This window comes from Enterococcus sp. HMSC061C05, from assembly GCF_001814765.1.
In the GTDB taxonomy this organism is placed as follows: Bacteria; Bacillota; Bacilli; order Lactobacillales; family Enterococcaceae; genus Enterococcus_B; species Enterococcus_B lactis.
Genome location: NZ_KV817729.1, coordinates 1 through 18,994, shown reverse-complemented (window position 1 = coordinate 18,994; position 18,994 = coordinate 1). Strand labels below are relative to the sequence as shown.

Genomic DNA, 18,994 nt, shown 5'->3' with positions numbered 1-18,994 from the left:
GAGGAAAACAACCATGAAAATCGTTGGTGTAACTGCTTGTCCAACTGGAATTGCTCATACTTATATGTCGGCAGAAAAATTAGAAGTAACAGCAAGAAATCTAAACCATCAAGCAAAATTCGAAACACAAGGTGTAAAAACAGAAAATCAGTTATCTGAACAAGAAATCAAAGAGGCAGATGCAATCATTCTTGCAGTAGATAAAGAAATCGAATTGGACCGATTTGCCGGGAAAAAAGTAAAGCGTGTCTCTACAAGCCGAGCAATCAAAGAACCGCAAGTAGTGATAGACGAAGCATTGAGAAATATTGGCGTATTCGTTGTGTCTAATGAAAAAGAACAAGTTGCAAATGAGAAAAAGCCGACAATCTATAATCATTTCATGAATGGTGTGAATTACATGCTTCCATTTGTGATCGCAGGCGGAATCATCATCGCACTGAGTTTTGCCTTTGGGATTACAGCGGCTGATCCCAACTCAGCAGACTATAATGTGTTAGCAGCTGCATTTTCAAGGATCGGAGGAGATACAGCGTTTGCCATGATGGTTCCTGCGTTAGGCGCGGGGATTGCTACATCGATTGCTGGAAAAGCTGGTTTTGCCCCAGGAATTGTTGCCGGATTACTGGCCTCTACAGGTGGTTCAGGTTTTCTTGGCGGAATGATTGGCGGCGTGATAGCAGGGTATATCTGTGATTTTCTGGCAAATAAAATCAGCGTAAAAAAAGAATTTTCTGCTATTTATCAGCTGATTGTCGTTCCCCTTTTATCGATCTTAATAATTGGGCTGTTAATGGTATTTGTGATTGAACAACCAATCACATGGGTGTTGGATGCTTTGACAAATTGGCTGAATAGCTTGGGAAATACATCCGGGCTATTGTTCGGATTACTTATCGGTATCATGATGGCAGCTGATATGGGTGGGCCGATCAATAAATCGATTTCGACTTTCTCAATCGGTTTGATGTCAGCTGGGGTAAATGCACCGATTGCTGCCTGTATGGCTGCAGGAATGACGCCTCCCCTAGGTATTGCTTTAGCTACTTTATTATTCAAACATAAATTTACTAAAGAAGAACGGACTTCAGGTCAATCATGCTGGATTTTAGGCGCTTCGTATATTACAGAAGGTGCTATACCGTTTGCGGTATCTGACCCGATCCGCGTGATACCTAGTTTGATGACAGGTTCAGCAGTTGCTGCAGGGATTTCCATGGCAGCAGGAGTAACTTCAATGGCACCTCATGGAGGAATTTGGGTGATGCTAATTCCAAATGTCATGAACAATTTACCTATGTATGTCTTGGCAATTGCAGCAGGTACAGTCACTACAGCCTTTATGCTTGGACTATTGAAAAAAACAGTGAAAGAGAAAAAACAAGACAAGTGGACGAAAAATGAAAATCTAACAAATGAGGTGGAAGCGTAATGTTATATACAATGAAAGAGTTATTGAAAGTGGCTAAAGAGAATCAATTTGCAGTACCAGCCTTCAATATTTGCAGCTATGATATGATGAAAGCAATCATCGAAGAAGCAGAGAGATTAGAAGCACCAGTAATCTTAGAAATTCATCCTGATGAAATCGCCTATTTGAGTGATGAATTTGTTGCGGCAGTAAGAGCTTATGCTTATACAAGTAAGCTGCCGATTGTTATCCACTTGGATCATGGCGGTACGATAGAAGATGTCTTACGGGCGATTCGAAACGGCTATTCTTCCGTGATGATTGATGCGTCTTTGAAATCATTCGACGACAATGTACAGATTACGAAAAAAGTGGTTGCGTTAGCTCATGCGGTAAATGTCTCAGTGGAAGCTGAGCTTGGAACGATTGGGAATAATGGTTCTGCTGAAGGGGGTACTGAAACAATCATTTATACAGATCCTGATCAAGCGAAGATTTTTGTGAAAGAAACAGGAATCGATACACTTGCTGTAGCAATTGGAACAGCGCATGGCTTGTATCCGAAAAACAGAACTCCAAAATTAAATATCGACTTACTAAAAGAATTGAACCAACAAATCGATCTTCCATTTGTTTTGCATGGCGGTTCAGGTAATCCGGACGCAGAAGTCAGCGAAGCTGTAAAATACGGAGTTGCCAAAGTGAATTTGAGCTCTGATCTTAAAAGTGTCTTTTTCAATGCTTTGAGAGAAATATTGAGTGAACATCCATCGATGTACGAGCCGAATGCAATTTATCCAGCAGCTAATAAAAAGGTACAAGAAGTAGTCAAACATAAAATGGAAATTTTGAACACAGTAGGCAAGGCTAGTTTATACTAAAAATAAAAATGTGTAATCAAAAGGGTGTGACAATAGTCTTGTCATACCCTCTTTTGGATACATGATGTTCAGAAGTAGTTTTTTCGAAAAGTTTCTTCTTACTTCTTGAATCCAATCACTTCTGTCACAACCTCTTTTTTCCTGTTACTATATAAAGTAAATGGGGTGATTTTATGTTGAATGAAGTGGAGAATAGACAGCAGGAGATTGTGAATTATCTAAAAAACAATCAATTTGCAAGAGTCATCGATTTGATCGAGTTAGTAAATTATAGCGAAGCCACGATTAAACGTGACCTTGTTTTTCTGGAAAAAAGTGGATTGATCCGTAGAGTTCGCGGTGGCGCCATGCTTGTTGACAATCGAAAAATTGACGTGCCTTACCTGATGAAGATCACCAAATTAGAAGAAGAAACAGAAAAACGTAAGATTGCAGATACAGCTTCTTCTTTGATTCGAGATGATATGGTCTTGTTCTTGGATTCCAGTACAACCTCTTTACATTTAGTCCGAAACTTAGCAAGATTTGATGGTTTGCAGATTATTACGAATGGCATAGTCACAGCTGCTATGTTGAGTGAATACACAACGGCAAAAGTATCTGTACTGGGTGGGGCAATTGTTCCGAAACGAGCAACAATCAACGGTTCAAAAGCTTATAATGATGCATTGTCATATTATGCGGATTTAGCGGTAATCAGTTGTCGCGGGCTAGATTTCAGCCAAGGAGTAACAGAAACTCATGAAGGAGAGGCAATGGTCAAAAAAGCTTTTAGAAAACAAGCAGACCGGCTTGCCGTTTTAGTTACACAGCAAAAAATTGCACATAAATTCATGCATCAAGCCATTGCTTTTCATGAAATCGATTATCTGGTGACAAGTAACGAACTGGCAAAAGAACAGTATGAGAAAGTAAAGGAACACCATATCGAATGTCTGTATGGATGAATTATTGCGTGAATATTCTAAGGTGTTTTCCCATTTTTTCATTTTCTTAGATAGGACCTTATCTTTGCTCGCTTCTCTTAGCCGATGGTATAATAATGAAAAGGTTATCTTGTTAGATAATCTTACTTTTTTATCCAGGAGAAAGGAGTGCAGAAAATGAAACATGTGAAGGCGTTGGTAGTGAAGGCAATCATGATCTGGGCAATTCTGTGGGTCGTGCTGACCGGTTTATACGGTGTTAGCTTTATGGATTCAACGATTGTTGGAGTAATTATCGTAGTGATGATCTATGTGCTAGGGGATCTGTTGATCTTACGTAAAGTAGGGAACATCGCAGCGACGATCGCAGATGCTGGTTCAGCTGCAGTTATCTTGTGGCTCTATCTATACTTTATGAATGATACAGTCGATATTTGGATGAAAGTCTTGATTCCTGCTCTATTGATCGGTGTGGCAGAATGGTTCTTCCACAAGTGGTTGTTAAGTCAAGGAATCGTACCAGACGAACGAAAAATGGAATAAAGCATCAGTTGTTTTTATCAAAAAACCGCTCAGATCATTTTCAGATCTGAACGGTTTTTTTATCTATTCATCAAGATTAAATTTCATTTTTCAATGATTCAATCAATTCGCCCTCTGCTTCATGACTATGTTTTCGGCCATTAGCGAGATAGAGCGCTGTACATATCAATGGAATGACTCCGGCAATCACATACAATCCTCTAAATGAAGTAAGAGATTTTAGCATCCCCATCAAATAAGGACCAACCCCTAAGCCTAGGTCTAAACCAATAAAGTAGGTAGACAAAGCAATACTGATGCGGTGTTCTTTTACGATCTTCAAACAGACAGCTTGTCCATTTGACATGAACGTACCATAACCTAAGCCGACTAATGCTCCAGAAATAAGCAATGTCACACTATTTGTCGTTACACTCAGTAAAAATAATCCTGCTGTTAAGAATAAATAGCTAGGATACATCACGTATTGTTCTCCTTTGACATCGAAAATCCTTCCAGTCAATGGACGTGTAAATGTGATGACCAAAGCATATACGACGAAGAAAAATGACCCAGCAGCAACTAAGTGGATTACTTTTGTATAAGAAGATAAAAATGATAAAACACTTGAATAAGAAAGACCCATCAAAAAGGCGATTCCTGTAATGAAAAGTGCTTTCTTTTCAATAAAACTATTGATATTCCATGAACGAAGAGATGTTTTTTGTTCTTCAGATAATGGAATATTTTTTACAGGAAAGACAAGGCAGGCAATCGTAACAAAGAAGACCAGTACAATTGAAAACCAAATAATGAAACGAAAGTCAGTCATGTTCAGCAAAATCATTCCTAAAAATGGTCCAACAGCGGCAGCTAAACTAGTACTTAATCCGTAATAATTGATGCCTTCCCCTTTTTTAGATGCAGGGATATATGCAGTAACGATAGCATTTGTAGCTGTAGAAACTGTACCGTAACCAAATCCATTCAAGAATCGAACTAAATACAATGCCCCGATAGTTGGTGTATAAAGATAAGCTAATGTTGTCAGAAGATAGAAAATCGCGCCGCCTCTTAAGGTAAACTTCCGACCAAATAGTTCTAACTGTTTCCCCATGAATAAGCGTGCCAGCAATGTTCCGATGATATATATTCCAGAAGCAAAACCTGCTTGGCTCAAGCTGGCGTGTAATGTGTCTTGCGCAATGACTGCCATGATGACCATCAACAGATAATAAATCAGGTAGACAATAAAATTGATCAATGTGATTCCGATAAAATATTTATTAAATAATTTCTTTTCCATGTATGTTATACATTCCCCTTAAGCTGAATATGCTTTTAATTTTTGTATTTGGACTTCTACATCGTGATAATTGGATGGATAGCGATCAACAAGTTGGCGAATAAATAAATCCCGTGTAGACATAAACAGGTTTAAAAATTCTTCGCATTCGTTTGTTGGATTCTCATCCACTGCTTTGATCAATTCGATCGAGTTTTGATACGCATCATTTAAAAAGACTAAAGAAGCTTTCATGTCAAATCTTGTTTGATACGCTGTTTCTAATCGATTAATGATTGTGTTCATCCAGTAATTCATGTTTTTTCCCTCTATTCTTAAAAAATTTTACTTCTGCAGTATAACGAATAAAAAAAAGGAAAAAAATCGCATAAGTGATAGAAAAAGGTACTTAACAAATGTTAATATCATTAGTAAAATACCTTTGGACTTTAAAAAGTTTTAAAGTACTGTATGATCTTTTTAGATGAAAGTTTGGATGGGGGAGCATCATTGGATAGTAGAGTCTTAAAGGAATATTTGGATAAAAATGATTTTCCGATAATACGCAAAGGATATCATAAATATTTGACATTCGAAGGGATGGAAGATTCCCATACGTATATCTTGAAAGAGGGAACGGTAAAAGCAAGTGTTATTTCAAATGATGGGAGAGAATTTAACCTTCGCTATATCAAAGATCTTGAAATCGTCTCTCTTTTAAAAGACGAATATTCACAATTCATCGATTCGCCGTATAATATTCGAGTTGAATCAGAATATGCAGAGTTTTATCGAATCAATCGTGTGCGATTTTGGCAAAATATCAACCAAGACCCAAAGCTGCAACACTATGTAAAAGAGTATTACCGCTATCGCTTGCTTTATTCGATGAAAAAAATGCAACAAATGCTGTTAAATGGAAAACTGGGAGCTGTTTGTACGCAACTTTACGAATTATATGATTTATTCGGTGTGCGAACAGAAGAGGGGATGCTGATCGATTTTTCGATCACAAATGAAGAAATCGCCAAATTTTGTGGTATTTCAACTGCTAGCAGTGTGAACAGAATTTTAAAGCAGTTGAAAAAAGATGGTATTATCACAGTGAAAGATCATCATATCGTTATTTTGAATATGGACTTGTTAGAAGACAATATTATCTTTTGATGAACAAAGAGGTTGTGACAGAAGTGGTCAGCTTCAAGAAATAAGAAGGAATTTCCGAAAATTGTTACTCAAATTTTTTGACAAATTTCGGCTTATTTCCGAAGAAGCTACTTCTGGAACACCGTGAATAAGAGGTTGTGAAATCAGCGTGTTGAGCTAATACCGAGGGTCAGCTGATTGAACACCGTTTACCAAGAGGTTGTAAAAAAGCTGTTCTGCATCAAGTAATAAGAACAGCCAAGTAAAAACAGCTCCTAATGTTTTTAACTTGGCTGGACTTATTACCGCGGATGCAAGCTTTTGAACACCGTTTATTCGCAACAAAAGGGCTGTGACAAAAATCGTGTCACAGCCCTTTTTGCGAACATTCATTTAGCTATTTTTAGAAACTTCTTCCGCCACCGCCAAAAGTCCCGCCACCGCTAGAGTGGGTAGTACTTCCGCCACCGCCGCTTCCAGGAGGTGGGCTTTTGGGGATTCTTCTTGTCGTGACAAAAGAATTTGTCAGACGATCGGTTTTTTCAGTTAATTTGATACTGGATTTTTCTCGGAACGGATATTTGTAGATGCCTGATTTCAATTGATAACGCGAAACAGTCACAAAATAAAAGACAAGACTAAGGATAAGAGCCAAAACAACAGCAATGATGATTTCCACTGTCGTCAAAACTTTATAGCGTGTGATTTTGCCAGTTTCTTCATCTACACGATAATGTCCTCCTGGAACTCCGTCTTCCACATATGTGGCTGATTTAGACAAGTACGCTTTTGCAGCATCGTAGTAGGCAGCATTCGTCATCTGATCATAAACATCATCTAAGATCGAATCGATTCTACTGTCAGTCAAATAATCGATCATATTACCAGAAGTCGAAATGTAGATTTCACGCTGTCCCATATCCAATAGCAAAACTGAGCCATTTTGATCATTTCCGACTGCCTTTCTTAAGTAATTATCGGCAAAGTCTCTTGGTTCTTCTGAATTAGAAGTAGTTGTGACGATCAAGACTCGTCCTTTGATTTTTTCATTCAGCTTTTCTGCCTGTTGTTCCAAAGATTGGATTTGATCTGTAGTGAACAACCCAGCCTCGTCATTTACCGTCGCTGTATCCGCATGAGTAGCCACTGGCCAACTAACACTTACTAGCAAAAGAAAGAACAAAAAGAATTTTTTCATCATATCAAGTAACCTCCGATCAGAAAGAGGATCGCTAATCCAACGAAAATCCCAAGAGCAGTCAGTCCTAATTTTTTCTGGCTAATCGGCAGGACACCGCTGACTTTTCCTGTTTGTCCATTCATTGCATAGTAGTAGACTTTTTTACTTGAGTCATTGCTTCGATAAGTAACGAGCCATACCGGCAACAATACGTAATTATTTACTTCATTTGTGATTGAAGCAGAGGTTCGGACTCCTGTCAATGTTGTATACCCATTGGCAGTATCTTTTAACAGCTTCTCTGAATAGTCTTTTAATTCAGATTGGATTTGCGATTTGATTGCCTCGTATTCGATATCTCTTTTTTCTGCTTGGAACCCGGCTAAATACTGGCTTTTAAAATCAATTGCTTTATCTAACGGGAAAGGTTGCACACCTTCGACCATCTTTTGTTGCGTATTTTTTGATAAGGCATTTTTTACTAGTTCTTTAAAAGAAAGCTTTCCTGCTCTTGAAACAGCAAATTGCTTCGTTTCTGTGTATTCGATGTCACCTATTCGCCAAATGCGGATAACGGTGCCATTTGCCTGCATTGTGCCATCTACTTCAGCATCTGTAGCCCAATAAGGGAAATATACACCCGTCAGCTTATCGATTTGGTCTTTATTGAAAAAAGCTTTTGGAACAAACCATTTTTTCTTGGTCCAAGCGAGAAATCTATTGATTGCTTCTTCTTTCTCGACAGCAAAAGGAAGTACTTTGTTTGGCAAGAATTCTCCGCTTAAACGTCCCGATAGTACGACGGGATTATGGCAGTAGTAACAATAAGTCGCAGCAGTGGTCGCATCGGTCACAATCTCTGCACCACAGTTGGGACAAAGGAAAAGATCCATCGCTACAGTATTACCTGCAGCTTCGTCCGCTGTATCTGAAAAACCGCCTGCCTCGTCAAACGCTTTGCGCTCGGCTTCACTCATGTCGGTAAGCTGTTCTTGGGCTGTAAAAGTAAAATCTTCTGTAGGCGAAGGTTCTTCTTTGTTCTCTTCGCCAGCCATACGCGCTTCTTTTTGCTTCTGCTCATATTGGCTGACTTCTTCTTCGGTATAGATATTCAGGCAGTATTCGCAATGAAATTTTTGGTCTTTAGGATCAAAAGTCAACGGACCGCCGCAATTAGGACATTTATGTGTCAGAACATCCATCAGCTGCACACCTTTCTCAATAAATTAATCAACGGGGATTCCTTTAAACGGTTTGCCGCAGTTTGGACAGAATTTAGGGATACCGTTGGAAAGATCCACAATTTCGTTACATTCGCTGCAACGCATCTGTAGCTTAGGCTGAGCGTTTTCTACTGGTTTGGCAGCGCCACAGTTGGAACAGAATTTTCCGGAATTTTCTGTCCCACAGACTGGACACGTCCAAGTATCTGCATTCCCTTGTGCGGCTTGTTGATTTTGTTTTTCAGCTTGTTGCTTGATTTGTTCTTGGTTGTTTTGAGCCGCTTGGGAAAGGTAAGAGCCATTTGCATTCATTCCCATACCTACGCCCATAAAGCCAGTCATTGCTCCGGCTTCATTTTTTCCGGCTGCTTCCATTCCACGGGCAATGGAACCTTGCACGTATCCTTCACGCACACTAGGATCACCTAGCATCGCCCCTTCGTTACGCATATTGATTAGTTTCACAGAATCATCTGTGTAAGAAATGCTGGCCACAGCGACAGAGACGATCTCCATCCCTCGCAACTCGCGCCAAGAATCATCCAGTGCAGTATCCATGTATTTGCTTAACTCCAGACTCTTAGATGGTACATAAGAAATCCGTTGTCCATCCGCAGACATCTGATTGATTGCTGATTGCAATGCTGTTAGGAATTCAGCTAAGTATTGCTCGTTGATATCATTGATTTCTACTTGTGTTTTGTTTTTAGGAATTGCGTTTGTATAAAATAAAATCGGGTCAACGACATGAATAGAATAAGTACCATGTGCCCGTAAGAATAATTCTGCGTTATAGAAATTATCAAAGTAGTTCAATGGCGCACTCGTACCGAATTTGATTCCCTTTATTTCTTGGAGGTTGATATAAAAAACTTGTTGTTTCTGCGGTGTAACGCCACCAAATTTAAATCGGTCAAATGTTTCAGCAATTGCTTCTTTCAGTGTTCCGTTGAACATGGAAGGAGCTGCGTCGTTTTTAATGGTGTAATACCCTTCCTCAGCGGTATAATCAATGATTTTTCCACCATCGACTAAAAGCATCATCATGTTTGGATAGACATGGACGACTGTTCCGTCTGTCAAAACATCTTCTGTTCCTTTACGATTGGAGCCACGTTTGTCATCTTTGCGAACTTTGACACCTTTCGTCATAACCGTTGTATCACTCATATTGTCTGGTTCGATGACTTCTAGCCATTGATCTGCCAGACCGCCGCCGACCATACTTGTTGCTGCTTTGATAAGACCCATAAAAAATTCCTCCTCTGATTCAGCTAATGCCAAACAATTATTGTTTATTTATTATACCATAGGAAGAAGTGAAACTTCTCGGACTAGAGACGGAATTGAAATGGAAACTTGCGTATTGATTAAATACCTGAAAAAGCCGAGAAGGATAGTAGTTTTTTTTCCCAATATCACGTATAATAAGAGATAGTGAATTTTTTAAAAAAGGGGGATCCTTATGGCATATCAAGCACTTTATCGAGTCTGGCGTTCGCAGCGTTTCGAAGACATCGTTGGACAAAAAGCTGTGACACAGACACTAAAAAATGCTATTGTTTCCCACAAAACCTCACATGCCTATTTGTTTACAGGACCCAGAGGAACCGGAAAGACAAGTGCAGCAAAGATTTTCGCAAAAGCAATCAACTGTCCGAACAGTAAAGACGGTGAACCATGCAACGAATGCGAAATGTGTCGATCAATCACTGCTGGTACGCAAGAAGATGTGATCGAAATCGATGCTGCCAGCAATAATGGAGTCGAAGAAATCCGATTTATCCGTGATCGGGCAAATTATGCGCCTACAAAGGCAGCGTACAAAGTGTACATTATTGATGAGGTACATATGCTTTCAACAGGAGCTTTCAATGCCTTGTTGAAAACATTGGAAGAGCCAAAAGAAAGTGTCATATTCATCTTAGCAACGACCGAACCTCACAAAATACCAGCTACGATCATTTCACGAACCCAACGATTTGATTTTAAACGGATCAATACGGCAGATATTGTCGAACATCTTGAATTTATCTTAAAAGAATCGACTATCAGCTATGAACCAGCTGCATTGAATGTGATTGCCCGTTCCGCAGAAGGCGGGATGCGGGATGCATTGAGTATTCTCGATCAGGCAATCTCATTTAGTGAAGGAACGATTACTTTAGATGATGCCATGCAAGTAACAGGCAGCTTGACAGACGAAATGATGGACAGCTACTTGAGTGCTTGCGTGAAAAAAGAAGTACCAGAAGCATTGGAAGCGTTGAATCAAATTCTCGCAGCTGGCAAAGAATCACGTCGCTTTCTAGAGGACATGTTACAATACTGCCGTGATCTGCTGATGTATCAGCAAGCGCCCAATCTAGTTGAGGAACAATCAAGTACGATCAGAAGTACATTTACAGAATTGGCACAAACTGTTTCAGCGGATCAGCTATTTTCAATGATAAAGATTTTGAGCGATACACAAAATGAAATCCGATTTACTAATAGTGCCGCTATTTATTTGGAAGTCGCTACAGTCAAACTCGCACAGCTACCGTCTGCTTCTGTTCCTTCAGCAAAAATGGCATCAGCAGATGATCAGATCGTAAAACAGCTGCAACAAGAGATCAAGGAACTGAGAAACGAAATCAAAGAACTTCGCAGTAACACAGGAACTGCAACTACAAAAGTACAGCCAGTACAGCAAACGAATCATAAAAAACAAACAAATACGTATCGTGTACCGACGGAACGAGTATATAAAGTTCTGCGGGAAGCGACAAGACAGCATCTGAACCAAGTAAAAGAAGTATGGGAAGATTTGCTGATGAGCCTCTCTGTCACTCAGCGGGCAATGCTTAAAGCAAGTGAACCAGTTGCAGCTGGCCCTACAGGATTAGTGATTGCATTTGATTATGAGATTGTTTGTCAAAGAGCAGCAAACGACGAAGAACTGCAGCTTTCGGTACACAATAATTTAAGCCGAATGATCAAAGACTATGCGCCTGATCCGGTTTATATCACAAGAGAAAGTTGGCCAGAACTTCGAAAAAATTATTTGACGCAAGCACAAGAAGAGGGAACAGAAAATTCTTTTGCTTCTGAAGAATCAGAAGGAGAAATCGAATTACTCCCTCAAGAACAGGAAGTACCAGAAGAAACACTTGTAGTAAAAGCAGAGGAACTTTTTGGTTCCGAAGCTGTTACAGTAGTAGATGATTAAGAAAAAAGGAGTAGATAATTATGATGCGTGGAATGGGCAATATGCAAGGCATGATGAAACAAGTACAAAAAATGCAAAAAGAAATGGCGGAAGCACAAGACCTGCTAAATAAAACAGAATTTACAGGTAAAGCCACTAATGAATTGGTCAAAGCCGTATTTACAGGTGATCGCCGCATGAAGGATATCCAAATCAATGAAGAAGTCGTTGATCCTGATGATATTGAGATGCTTCAAGATCTTGTCGTAATGGCAGTCAATGACGCAATCACACAAATTGATGTGGAAACTGAGAAAAAATTAGGGAAATACGCAAAAGGGTTACCAGGATTTTAGTTTTAAACTGAAGGAGTAATGAATATGCAATATCCAGAACCAATTGCGAAACTGATCGACAGCTATATGAAACTTCCAGGAATCGGCCAGAAAACAGCGACAAGACTCGCGTTTTATACAATCGATATGAAAGATGAAGTAGTGAATGAATTTGCTAAATCTTTGTTAAGTGTAAAACGAGATTTACACTTTTGCAGTATCTGCGGAAACATCACAGAAGAAGATCCTTGCGAAATATGTAGAAACCCTTCACGTGATCGCAGCATTATCCTAGTGGTCGAAGAGCCGAAAGATGTAATGGCGATGGAAAAAATGCGGGAATATCACGGACTTTATCATGTACTCCATGGTGTGTTATCACCGATGGAAGGGACAGGTCCAGAAGATATCAATATTTCTTCGCTGCTGCAGCGGCTGCATGATGCAGATGTAAAAGAAGTGATCATCGCAACAAATGCGACAACAGAAGGAGAAGCAACAGCAATGTATCTCTCACGTCTAATTAAACCAGCCGGTATCAAAGTAACACGTTTAGCACATGGGTTGTCTGTAGGCTCTGATATCGAGTACGCAGATGAAGTCACGCTATTGAAAGCTGTCGAAGGAAGACGCGAGTTATAAATTTCTAATTAAATGTTTTTTCAGATACAATATAGAAGCAGCATAAGAGATGGGGGCAACAATGTGAACGGACTATTTATTACAATCGAGGGGCCTGATGGTGCAGGAAAAACCAGCATCTTGAATGAACTTTTCCCTCTTTTGAAAGAAGTAGCAAAAACAGAAATCATTCAAACAAGAGAACCGGGAGGCATCCCGATTGCTGAAGAGATTCGAGCGGTGATCCTGGATCCAAAAAATGATCGGATGGATGAACGCACGGAAGCACTACTTTATGCGGCGGCAAGAAGACAGCATCTAGTCGAAAAGGTCTTGCCTGCTCTGGCAAAAGGGAAAATCGTTTTATGCGACAGATTTGTCGACAGTTCTCTTGCTTATCAAGGTGCAGGCCGACGCATCGGCGTTACCGAGATTGCTCGGTTGAATGAGTTTGCTACAGAAGGTACTACGCCAGATTTTACCCTTTATCTTGACGTAGATTCAGACACCGGATTAAGAAGAATCAAGAAAAACAGACAAAACCAAATCGACCGTTTAGATTCGGAAGGTTTGGAATTCCACCAGCGTGTACGACATGCTTACTTAAAGCTGGCAGAAGAGAATCCGGAAAGAATCCACAAAGTTGATGCAAGAAAAAGCTTTGAAGAAGTGCTGCAAACAAGTTATCATACAATTATTGAACAATATCCGCAATTTTTTGAAAACTAGGAAGGTGAACGTTTATGAAAATTATTTTAGCGATTATCCAAGACAAAGACAGCAACCGTTTATCAAATGAATTGATTGATGCAAATATCCGTGCCACAAAATTATCATCGACAGGCGGCTTCCTTAAGGCTGGAAACAGCACGTTTATCGTGGGTATTGAAGATGATCGAGTAGAAGAAGCATTGGAAATCATCAAAAAAACGTGTGAATCAAGAAAACAATTTGTATCTACACCTGTTACATTGGATATCTCGATGGATGGGGGCGTCCCTTATCCAGTAGAAGTAGAAGTAGGCGGTGCAACAGTCTTCGTCTTACCTGTTGAAGGATTCCATCAATTTTAGGAGGAGCTGAGCTATGAATCAAGAAATAAACTTGGCTCAAATGCAACCGATCGTGTATCAGCAGCTTCAACGGAGTTTTGAGCATGGGCGTCTCGCTCATGCTTATCTTTTTGAAGGAGAAAAAGGAACAGGAAAACATGAAGTAGGTGTGTGGCTCGCACAGCACCTGTTCTGTACCCAAATGGAAGACAATCAGCCTTGCGGAAAATGCAACAATTGTCAGCGGATCGAAAAGAAAGAACATCCAGATGTTCTGGTTATCGAACCGGACGGACAAACAATCAAAGTTGACCAGATCAGACGTTTGCAGACGGAATTCAGTCGCAGCGGATATGAATCAAGAAAAAAGGTTTTTTTGATTAAAGAAGCTGAAAAAATGAATAGCAGTGCGGCAAACAGTCTGTTGAAATTTTTGGAAGAACCACCGGGAGATTTTTTAGCGGTATTAGAGACAGATGCAGTAGGAAGGATTCTCCCTACTATTCAATCCCGTTGTCAAGTGCTGCATTTTCAAGAACTTTCAAAAGAAGCATTGATCCATCGATTGCAAGAAGAGCAGATTCCATTAGAAAAATCAAAACTTTTGGCTTTCTTAACAAACAGTTTAGGAAAAGCAGTTGAAATCTCTCAAGATGAATGGTTTAATGATGCTAAGGACTTGATTTATCAATGGTTCGTTTACTTGCAAAAGCAAGACACTCAAGCCTTTATCTATGTCCAAAAAAAATTAGTGAAATCATTTAAAGAAAAAACACAGCAGTTTACAGGATTATCTGTCCTGATGTTTTATTATCAGGAAGCACAGCGTCAAGCAGTAGCGAAAGGCGAATATGGCAAAGTGAAACAGATAAACCAGATAATTGAACGAATATTGATCGCAGAGCAGAAACTACGTAGCAATGTCGGTTTTCAAGCTGTTGCGGAACAGTTCGTTTTGCAGACGATTTTTTAGCTTGCCGCAGAGGACGAGAATCAAGGAGGATGGAAATGGTAGAAGTAGTAGGTGTCCGATATAGAGATGCAGGTCATATCTATTATTTTGCACCAGGAGACTCTGAATATATTTATAATGACAAGGTATTAGTCGAATCTCAGCAATCCTTACATATTGCTACTGTTGTCCTTCCTAAAAAAGAGATTGATCCCAATGACCTTCCTGAAGCTATTCGTCCAATCTTGCATAAAGCATCAAATGCTGAACTAGAAAAAGACAAAAAAAATAAAGAAGATGCGCGTGATGCATTGCAAATCGCAAAAGAAAAAGTGCAGTTGCGTGAGCTGGAAATGAAAATAATCAAAGCTGAATATACATTTGATCGAAACAAACTGATTTTTTCTTTTACGGCGGACGGGCGAATCGACTTTAGAGAATTGGTAAAGGATCTAGCCGCTGTATTTCGTACTCGTATTGAGCTTCGACAAATTGGTGTACGCGATGAAGCGAAGATAATAGGCGGAATTGGTCCATGTGGGCGTCCATTATGCTGTTCTTCTTTTTTAGGCGATTTCGTGCCCGTATCGATCAAAATGGCAAAAGATCAAAGCTTATCTTTGAACCCAACAAAAATTTCCGGTTTATGCGGACGCTTGATGTGCTGTCTACAATATGAGAGCGAAGAATACGAGACAGCAAAAAAAGAACTCCCTGACTTTGGAAAAGTAATTGTTACACCTGATGGTAAAGGGAAAGTCGTAGGGTTGAATCTGCTTAGCCGTATCGTTAGTATTCGGCTGACTGGACGGGAAAATCCTGTCGAATATGAATGGGATGAATTGAAAGAATTTATCCAAGTAGGTGAGATAAATGGATAAGAGATCATTATACGACGGATTGAATCAGTTAGAATCAGAGTTGAGAAATACATTAACAGAACTTGTTGAAATGAAGCATGCTTTGCATGAAATCGTAGAAAAAAATACGACTTTGGAGATGGAAAATCAACGCTTGCGAGAACATCTTCGGGAATTGAACCAAGTTGCACAAGCTCCAGCTGAAAATGTGAAGCAAGAACTTTCCAAGTCTCGTATGAATCTTGAAAAAATTTATGAAGAAGGCTTCCATGTCTGCTACGATTTATATGGATCAAGACGGGACAATGACGAGCCTTGTGCGTTTTGTCTAGAAGTGATCTATCGCGAAAGCGGTCGATGATCAATAACAAGAGGAGACTGGAGCGGAGAAAGACTGCTCCAGTTTTTTTATTAAGGAGATTGTGACAGATGTATAATCAAAAAAGTTTCAAAGGAAATCCAGTATACGGGAATTTATATCTTGTACCGACGCCAATCGGAAATCTAGAAGATATGAGCTACAGAAGTGTTCGTATGCTACAAGAAGCAGACCTTATCGCAAGCGAAGATACGCGTAATACACAAAAATTATTGAATCACTTCGAGATTCATACACCCCAAAAAAGTTTACATGAACATAATTATAAAGAACGTGTCCCTCAATTGATTGCTTTGTTAAAAGAAGGAAAAACGATTGCTCAAGTCAGTGACGCAGGAATGCCTTCCATCAGCGATCCTGGACATGAGCTAGTTTTAGCCTGCATAAAAGAAGGGATTTCTGTGATCTCTATCCCAGGACCTACAGCTGGGATGACGGCTTTGATTGCTTCAGGGCTAGTGCCTCAACCATTTTTATTTTATGGCTTCCTTCCACGCAAGAAAAAAGAACAGAAAGAAACATTGGAAAAGCTAAAAGAACAAACAGCTACGCTGATTTTCTATGAGTCACCTTATCGGATCACAGCTACGTTGACGAATTTCTTAGACATTTTTGGTAATCGCCAAGTCGTTTTGTGTCGAGAATTGACAAAGATCCATGAAGAATACCTTAGAGGAAGTACAGAAGAACTACTTGCATATATCGAAGAACATCCAGTAAAGGGGGAATGTTGTCTGCTTGTAGAAGGAAATTTGTTTGAAACGACAGGGACAGAAGTGGATGAAGAGCAGGGATCCTTAAAAGAACAAGTAGAAGCAAAGATTGCATCAGGCGAAAAGCCAAATGCTGCTATCAAAGCAGTAGCGCTTAAAAATGGACTGAAAAAACAAGAAGTTTACCGTCAATATCACGAATTAGACTGAAATAGTATAAGTAGTATACAATGAAGCGGCAATGTGGAAAACAGCTACTAACTTCTCAAACCTCTTGAACGCGAACGAATGTTCCTGTATAATGGCTAAGAGGTGAGGATGATGGAGCTGCAATTTCCTTTACATAATGATACATCAAGAAAAATCATTCATATCGATATGGATGCTTTTTTCGCTTCTGTTGAAGAACGAGATCATCCTGAGTTTCGTGGGCATCCATTAGTAATTGCTAGACATCCCAGTGACACTGGTGGGCGTGGAGTAGTGACTACGGCAAATTATGAAGCAAGAAAATTCGGAATTCATTCAGCAATGAGTGCACAAAAAGCGTATGAACTTTGCCCGCAAGCCATCTTTAAGCCTGGCGACCATCATAAATACAGCGAGATTTCCAAACAAGTACGGGAAGTATTCTATCATTATACAGACATTGTGGAACCAGTTAGTATCGATGAAGCGTATCTTGATGTGACCGAAAATAAAATCAATTGCAAGTCAGCCATCAAAATCGCCCGAATGATCCAGGCAGATATTTGGGAAAGAGTCCAGCTAACATGTTCTGCGGGAGTAAGTTACAATAAGTTTTTGGCCAAATTAGCATCAGACTATCAAAAACCTAGAGGGATCACAGTAGTTGCACCTCAAGATGCTGTGCCATTTTTAAAAGCTTTGCCAATTGAAAAATTTCATGGAGTAGGGAAGAAAACTGTACCTAGAATGCATGAGTTAGGGATTTATACAGGAAAAGACCTATATGAATGCACAGAAATGATGTTGATTCGAAATTTTGGAAAAATGGGCTATTCTCTTTATCGTAAAGTGAGAGGAATCCATGATTCTCCAGTAAATGTTACAAGAGAGCGAAAATCTGTGGGAAAAGAGCATACGTATGGACAGCCATTGCAAACGGAGGAAGCCGTGCTGGCTCAGTTGCGCCAACTAGCTGAAAAAGTAGAAGAAGCACTGAGAAGAGTCCAAAAACATGGGAAAACAGTGGTTTTGAAGGTCAGGTACACGGATTATTCTACTGTGACCAAAAGAGTGACATTGCCAGAATACATCTATAAAAAAGAAGCGCTCTTTTATCAAGCAAGTCTTATATGGGAGGAAATCTTGGGAGTAGAAAAAGGGATCCGATTGTTAGGAATCACCTTGACGAATCTTGACCCGATGACCTATGAAAATATCGTCCTTCCGTTATGGGGAAATCAAGAAATATAAAAACAGCTTTGAGAGTTGAAAATGGAAATCCGTTTTCTCTCTCAAAGCTGTTTTTATATCAAGTCTTGTTTTTTGATTTGTTCATAGGTTTCTGTTGCATCCGTACATTTTTCCCAAATCATAACTTGGTTGGATTCTAAAGATTTTTGGACATCAATGATTCGCTGGTTGCTGCTTCCGCGAAATTGTAGTTTTAGGTCACGTTTGCTCAATTCAAAGCGTCCGTCAACAAGGATATCGATTTGCGAAAGGAGTTCTAATTTATCTTCTGAATCTTGTAACAATTCATCAAAGGTATAGCCTGTCCATGACCAGATATCTTTTGTCGTACCGAACTCTTTTCGGATACGTCGTACGACTTGCAAACAAACATCTGTATTCAAAAAAGGCTCGCCGCCCAATAAAGTCAGTCCTTGTACGTAATCGTTGCGCAAGTCAGCGATGATTTGTTCTTCTAATTCAGGTGTGAATGGTTTGCCATATCGAAAATTTTGCGCCGCTTTGTTGAAGCAACCTTCGCAGGCGAATAAGCAGCCACTAACGTAAAGACTGTTACGGACACCTTCACCATCGACAAAATTAAACGGTTTGTAGTCAGCAATATAGTTTTGACTGTAGTCTTTTGCTAACCATTCTTTTGGTTTTGGATTTCTCATAAAAAAACTTCTTTCATTTAAGGTTCAAAGATATAGCTATTGAAGATAAAATCTACTCGACCACATAAATAAGAACAAACTGACCTAAATCCATTGTTCAAGAAAGCTTGTTCTTATTTTGATAGAGAGCGTTCAAAGGTACAAAGCATCGAAAGAGAGTGGTGAAAAAAGATTTGTCACAGCGCCTTATTCTGAATAAACGGTGTTCAAAAGCTTGCATCT

General features: G+C 39.6%; 21 protein-coding genes. 15 read left to right on the top strand and 6 right to left on the bottom strand.

Annotated features, from left to right (window positions below):
- The first annotated feature begins 13 nt into the window (after positions 1 to 13).
- The 4 genes from HMPREF2988_RS03230 to HMPREF2988_RS03215 all read left to right on the top strand — a co-directional run bounded on the left by HMPREF2988_RS03230 (position 14) and on the right by HMPREF2988_RS03215 (position 3,761).
- A complete protein-coding gene (locus HMPREF2988_RS03230) occupies positions 14 to 1,432 on the top strand; it encodes a PTS fructose transporter subunit IIC (protein ID WP_002328998.1) in 1,419 nt (472 codons plus the stop codon).
- A complete protein-coding gene (locus HMPREF2988_RS03225) occupies positions 1,432 to 2,292 on the top strand; it encodes a ketose-bisphosphate aldolase (RefSeq protein WP_070769979.1) in 861 nt (286 codons plus the stop codon). Before HMPREF2988_RS03230 ends, HMPREF2988_RS03225 begins: the two co-directional genes overlap by 1 nt.
- A gap of 173 nt (positions 2,293 to 2,465) precedes the next feature.
- A complete protein-coding gene (locus HMPREF2988_RS03220) occupies positions 2,466 to 3,239 on the top strand; it encodes a DeoR/GlpR family DNA-binding transcription regulator (RefSeq protein WP_002372773.1) in 774 nt (257 codons plus the stop codon).
- Between the two features lie 156 nt (positions 3,240 to 3,395).
- On the top strand, positions 3,396 to 3,761 hold the full coding sequence (locus HMPREF2988_RS03215; protein ID WP_002289228.1) for a DUF2512 family protein: 366 nt from the start codon (positions 3,396 to 3,398) through the stop codon (positions 3,759 to 3,761).
- A 76-nt stretch (positions 3,762 to 3,837) separates the two neighbouring features.
- Here HMPREF2988_RS03215 and HMPREF2988_RS03210 read toward each other — a convergent pair whose 3' ends face one another.
- Positions 3,838 to 5,046: an MFS transporter gene (locus HMPREF2988_RS03210; protein WP_002315436.1), complete on the bottom strand. Its 1,209-nt coding sequence runs from the start codon at positions 5,044 to 5,046 to the stop codon at positions 3,838 to 3,840.
- 18 nt (positions 5,047 to 5,064) lie between these two features.
- Positions 5,065 to 5,343, bottom strand: a complete 279-nt coding sequence (locus HMPREF2988_RS03205; RefSeq protein WP_002289230.1) for a hypothetical protein — start codon at positions 5,341 to 5,343, stop codon at positions 5,065 to 5,067.
- Between the two features lie 192 nt (positions 5,344 to 5,535).
- Here HMPREF2988_RS03205 and HMPREF2988_RS03200 point away from each other — a divergent pair, with 192 nt between their 5' ends.
- Complete coding sequence (locus tag HMPREF2988_RS03200) at positions 5,536 to 6,192, top strand: Crp/Fnr family transcriptional regulator (RefSeq protein ID WP_002289231.1); 657 nt, start codon at positions 5,536 to 5,538, stop codon at positions 6,190 to 6,192.
- 382 nt (positions 6,193 to 6,574) lie between these two features.
- Here HMPREF2988_RS03200 and HMPREF2988_RS03190 read toward each other — a convergent pair whose 3' ends face one another.
- Genes HMPREF2988_RS03190 through HMPREF2988_RS03180 form a run of 3 tightly spaced genes read right to left on the bottom strand, consistent with a single transcriptional unit; the run spans position 6,575 to position 9,825 of the window.
- Positions 6,575 to 7,372, bottom strand: a complete 798-nt coding sequence (locus tag HMPREF2988_RS03190; protein WP_002315434.1) for a TPM domain-containing protein — start codon at positions 7,370 to 7,372, stop codon at positions 6,575 to 6,577.
- Positions 7,369 to 8,553 carry a TFIIB-type zinc ribbon-containing protein gene (locus HMPREF2988_RS03185; RefSeq protein ID WP_002315433.1) on the bottom strand — a complete coding sequence of 395 codons (1,185 nt, stop codon included), beginning with the start codon at positions 8,551 to 8,553 and terminating at the stop codon, positions 7,369 to 7,371. Before HMPREF2988_RS03185 ends, HMPREF2988_RS03190 begins: the two co-directional genes overlap by 4 nt.
- Before the next feature lie 24 nt (positions 8,554 to 8,577).
- Positions 8,578 to 9,825 carry an SPFH domain-containing protein gene (locus HMPREF2988_RS03180; protein ID WP_002315432.1) on the bottom strand — a complete coding sequence of 416 codons (1,248 nt, stop codon included), beginning with the start codon at positions 9,823 to 9,825 and terminating at the stop codon, positions 8,578 to 8,580.
- Positions 9,826 to 10,039: 214 nt separating this feature from the next.
- Between HMPREF2988_RS03180 and dnaX the strand changes: the two genes are divergently transcribed.
- From dnaX to dinB, 10 genes are all read left to right on the top strand, one after another.
- Entirely contained in the window at positions 10,040 to 11,785 is a 1,746-nt protein-coding gene (gene dnaX, locus HMPREF2988_RS03175) for a DNA polymerase III subunit gamma/tau (RefSeq protein ID WP_070769978.1), read from the top strand.
- Between the two features lie 20 nt (positions 11,786 to 11,805).
- On the top strand, positions 11,806 to 12,120 hold the full coding sequence (locus tag HMPREF2988_RS03170) for a YbaB/EbfC family nucleoid-associated protein (RefSeq protein ID WP_002315430.1): 315 nt from the start codon (positions 11,806 to 11,808) through the stop codon (positions 12,118 to 12,120).
- Positions 12,121 to 12,144: 24 nt separating this feature from the next.
- Positions 12,145 to 12,741: a recombination mediator RecR gene (gene recR / locus HMPREF2988_RS03165; protein WP_002292338.1), complete on the top strand. Its 597-nt coding sequence runs from the start codon at positions 12,145 to 12,147 to the stop codon at positions 12,739 to 12,741.
- Between the two features lie 63 nt (positions 12,742 to 12,804).
- Positions 12,805 to 13,449, top strand: a complete 645-nt coding sequence (tmk, locus tag HMPREF2988_RS03160; RefSeq protein WP_002292339.1) for a dTMP kinase — start codon at positions 12,805 to 12,807, stop codon at positions 13,447 to 13,449.
- Between the two features lie 14 nt (positions 13,450 to 13,463).
- The gene (locus tag HMPREF2988_RS03155) at positions 13,464 to 13,793 is read left to right on the top strand and encodes a cyclic-di-AMP receptor (RefSeq protein WP_002292340.1); all 330 of its coding nucleotides are present in this window, start codon (positions 13,464 to 13,466) and stop codon (positions 13,791 to 13,793) included.
- Positions 13,794 to 13,806: 13 nt separating this feature from the next.
- A complete protein-coding gene (holB, locus tag HMPREF2988_RS03150; protein WP_002292342.1) occupies positions 13,807 to 14,745 on the top strand; it encodes a DNA polymerase III subunit delta' in 939 nt (312 codons plus the stop codon).
- A gap of 35 nt (positions 14,746 to 14,780) precedes the next feature.
- The gene (locus tag HMPREF2988_RS03145) at positions 14,781 to 15,605 is read left to right on the top strand and encodes a PSP1 domain-containing protein (RefSeq protein ID WP_070769977.1); all 825 of its coding nucleotides are present in this window, start codon (positions 14,781 to 14,783) and stop codon (positions 15,603 to 15,605) included.
- Entirely contained in the window at positions 15,598 to 15,945 is a 348-nt protein-coding gene (locus tag HMPREF2988_RS03140; RefSeq protein WP_002288076.1) for a DNA replication initiation control protein YabA, read from the top strand. The genes HMPREF2988_RS03145 and HMPREF2988_RS03140 overlap by 8 nt, the downstream gene beginning before the upstream one ends.
- Before the next feature lie 68 nt (positions 15,946 to 16,013).
- On the top strand, positions 16,014 to 16,886 hold the full coding sequence (gene rsmI, locus HMPREF2988_RS03135) for a 16S rRNA (cytidine(1402)-2'-O)-methyltransferase (protein ID WP_002315428.1): 873 nt from the start codon (positions 16,014 to 16,016) through the stop codon (positions 16,884 to 16,886).
- A gap of 108 nt (positions 16,887 to 16,994) precedes the next feature.
- Positions 16,995 to 18,116: a DNA polymerase IV gene (gene dinB, locus HMPREF2988_RS03130; RefSeq protein ID WP_002310241.1), complete on the top strand. Its 1,122-nt coding sequence runs from the start codon at positions 16,995 to 16,997 to the stop codon at positions 18,114 to 18,116.
- Positions 18,117 to 18,169: 53 nt separating this feature from the next.
- Here dinB and nrdG read toward each other — a convergent pair whose 3' ends face one another.
- A complete protein-coding gene (gene nrdG, locus HMPREF2988_RS03125; RefSeq protein ID WP_002292348.1) occupies positions 18,170 to 18,772 on the bottom strand; it encodes an anaerobic ribonucleoside-triphosphate reductase activating protein in 603 nt (200 codons plus the stop codon).
- Positions 18,773 to 18,994: the final 222 nt, after the last annotated feature.

Bases quoted from the DNA above. Each gene is read 5' to 3' on its own strand.
- HMPREF2988_RS03230 (WP_002328998.1), top strand. From the start codon at position 14: ATGAAAATCGTTGGTGTAACTGCTTGTCCAACTGGAATTGCTCATACT.
- HMPREF2988_RS03225 (WP_070769979.1), top strand. From the start codon at position 1,432: ATGTTATATACAATGAAAGAGTTATTGAAAGTGGCTAAAGAGAATCAA.
- HMPREF2988_RS03220 (WP_002372773.1), top strand. From the start codon at position 2,466: ATGTTGAATGAAGTGGAGAATAGACAGCAGGAGATTGTGAATTATCTA.
- HMPREF2988_RS03215 (WP_002289228.1), top strand. From the start codon at position 3,396: ATGAAACATGTGAAGGCGTTGGTAGTGAAGGCAATCATGATCTGGGCA.
- HMPREF2988_RS03210 (WP_002315436.1), bottom strand. From the start codon at position 5,046: ATGGAAAAGAAATTATTTAATAAATATTTTATCGGAATCACATTGATC.
- HMPREF2988_RS03205 (WP_002289230.1), bottom strand. From the start codon at position 5,343: ATGAATTACTGGATGAACACAATCATTAATCGATTAGAAACAGCGTAT.
- HMPREF2988_RS03190 (WP_002315434.1), bottom strand. From the start codon at position 7,372: ATGATGAAAAAATTCTTTTTGTTCTTTCTTTTGCTAGTAAGTGTTAGT.
- HMPREF2988_RS03185 (WP_002315433.1), bottom strand. From the start codon at position 8,553: ATGGATGTTCTGACACATAAATGTCCTAATTGCGGCGGTCCGTTGACT.
- HMPREF2988_RS03180 (WP_002315432.1), bottom strand. From the start codon at position 9,825: ATGGGTCTTATCAAAGCAGCAACAAGTATGGTCGGCGGCGGTCTGGCA.
- dnaX (WP_070769978.1), top strand. From the start codon at position 10,040: ATGGCATATCAAGCACTTTATCGAGTCTGGCGTTCGCAGCGTTTCGAA.
- HMPREF2988_RS03170 (WP_002315430.1), top strand. From the start codon at position 11,806: ATGATGCGTGGAATGGGCAATATGCAAGGCATGATGAAACAAGTACAA.
- recR (WP_002292338.1), top strand. From the start codon at position 12,145: ATGCAATATCCAGAACCAATTGCGAAACTGATCGACAGCTATATGAAA.
- HMPREF2988_RS03155 (WP_002292340.1), top strand. From the start codon at position 13,464: ATGAAAATTATTTTAGCGATTATCCAAGACAAAGACAGCAACCGTTTA.
- holB (WP_002292342.1), top strand. From the start codon at position 13,807: ATGAATCAAGAAATAAACTTGGCTCAAATGCAACCGATCGTGTATCAG.
- HMPREF2988_RS03145 (WP_070769977.1), top strand. From the start codon at position 14,781: ATGGTAGAAGTAGTAGGTGTCCGATATAGAGATGCAGGTCATATCTAT.
- HMPREF2988_RS03140 (WP_002288076.1), top strand. From the start codon at position 15,598: ATGGATAAGAGATCATTATACGACGGATTGAATCAGTTAGAATCAGAG.
- rsmI (WP_002315428.1), top strand. From the start codon at position 16,014: ATGTATAATCAAAAAAGTTTCAAAGGAAATCCAGTATACGGGAATTTA.
- dinB (WP_002310241.1), top strand. From the start codon at position 16,995: ATGATGGAGCTGCAATTTCCTTTACATAATGATACATCAAGAAAAATC.
- nrdG (WP_002292348.1), bottom strand. From the start codon at position 18,772: ATGAGAAATCCAAAACCAAAAGAATGGTTAGCAAAAGACTACAGTCAA.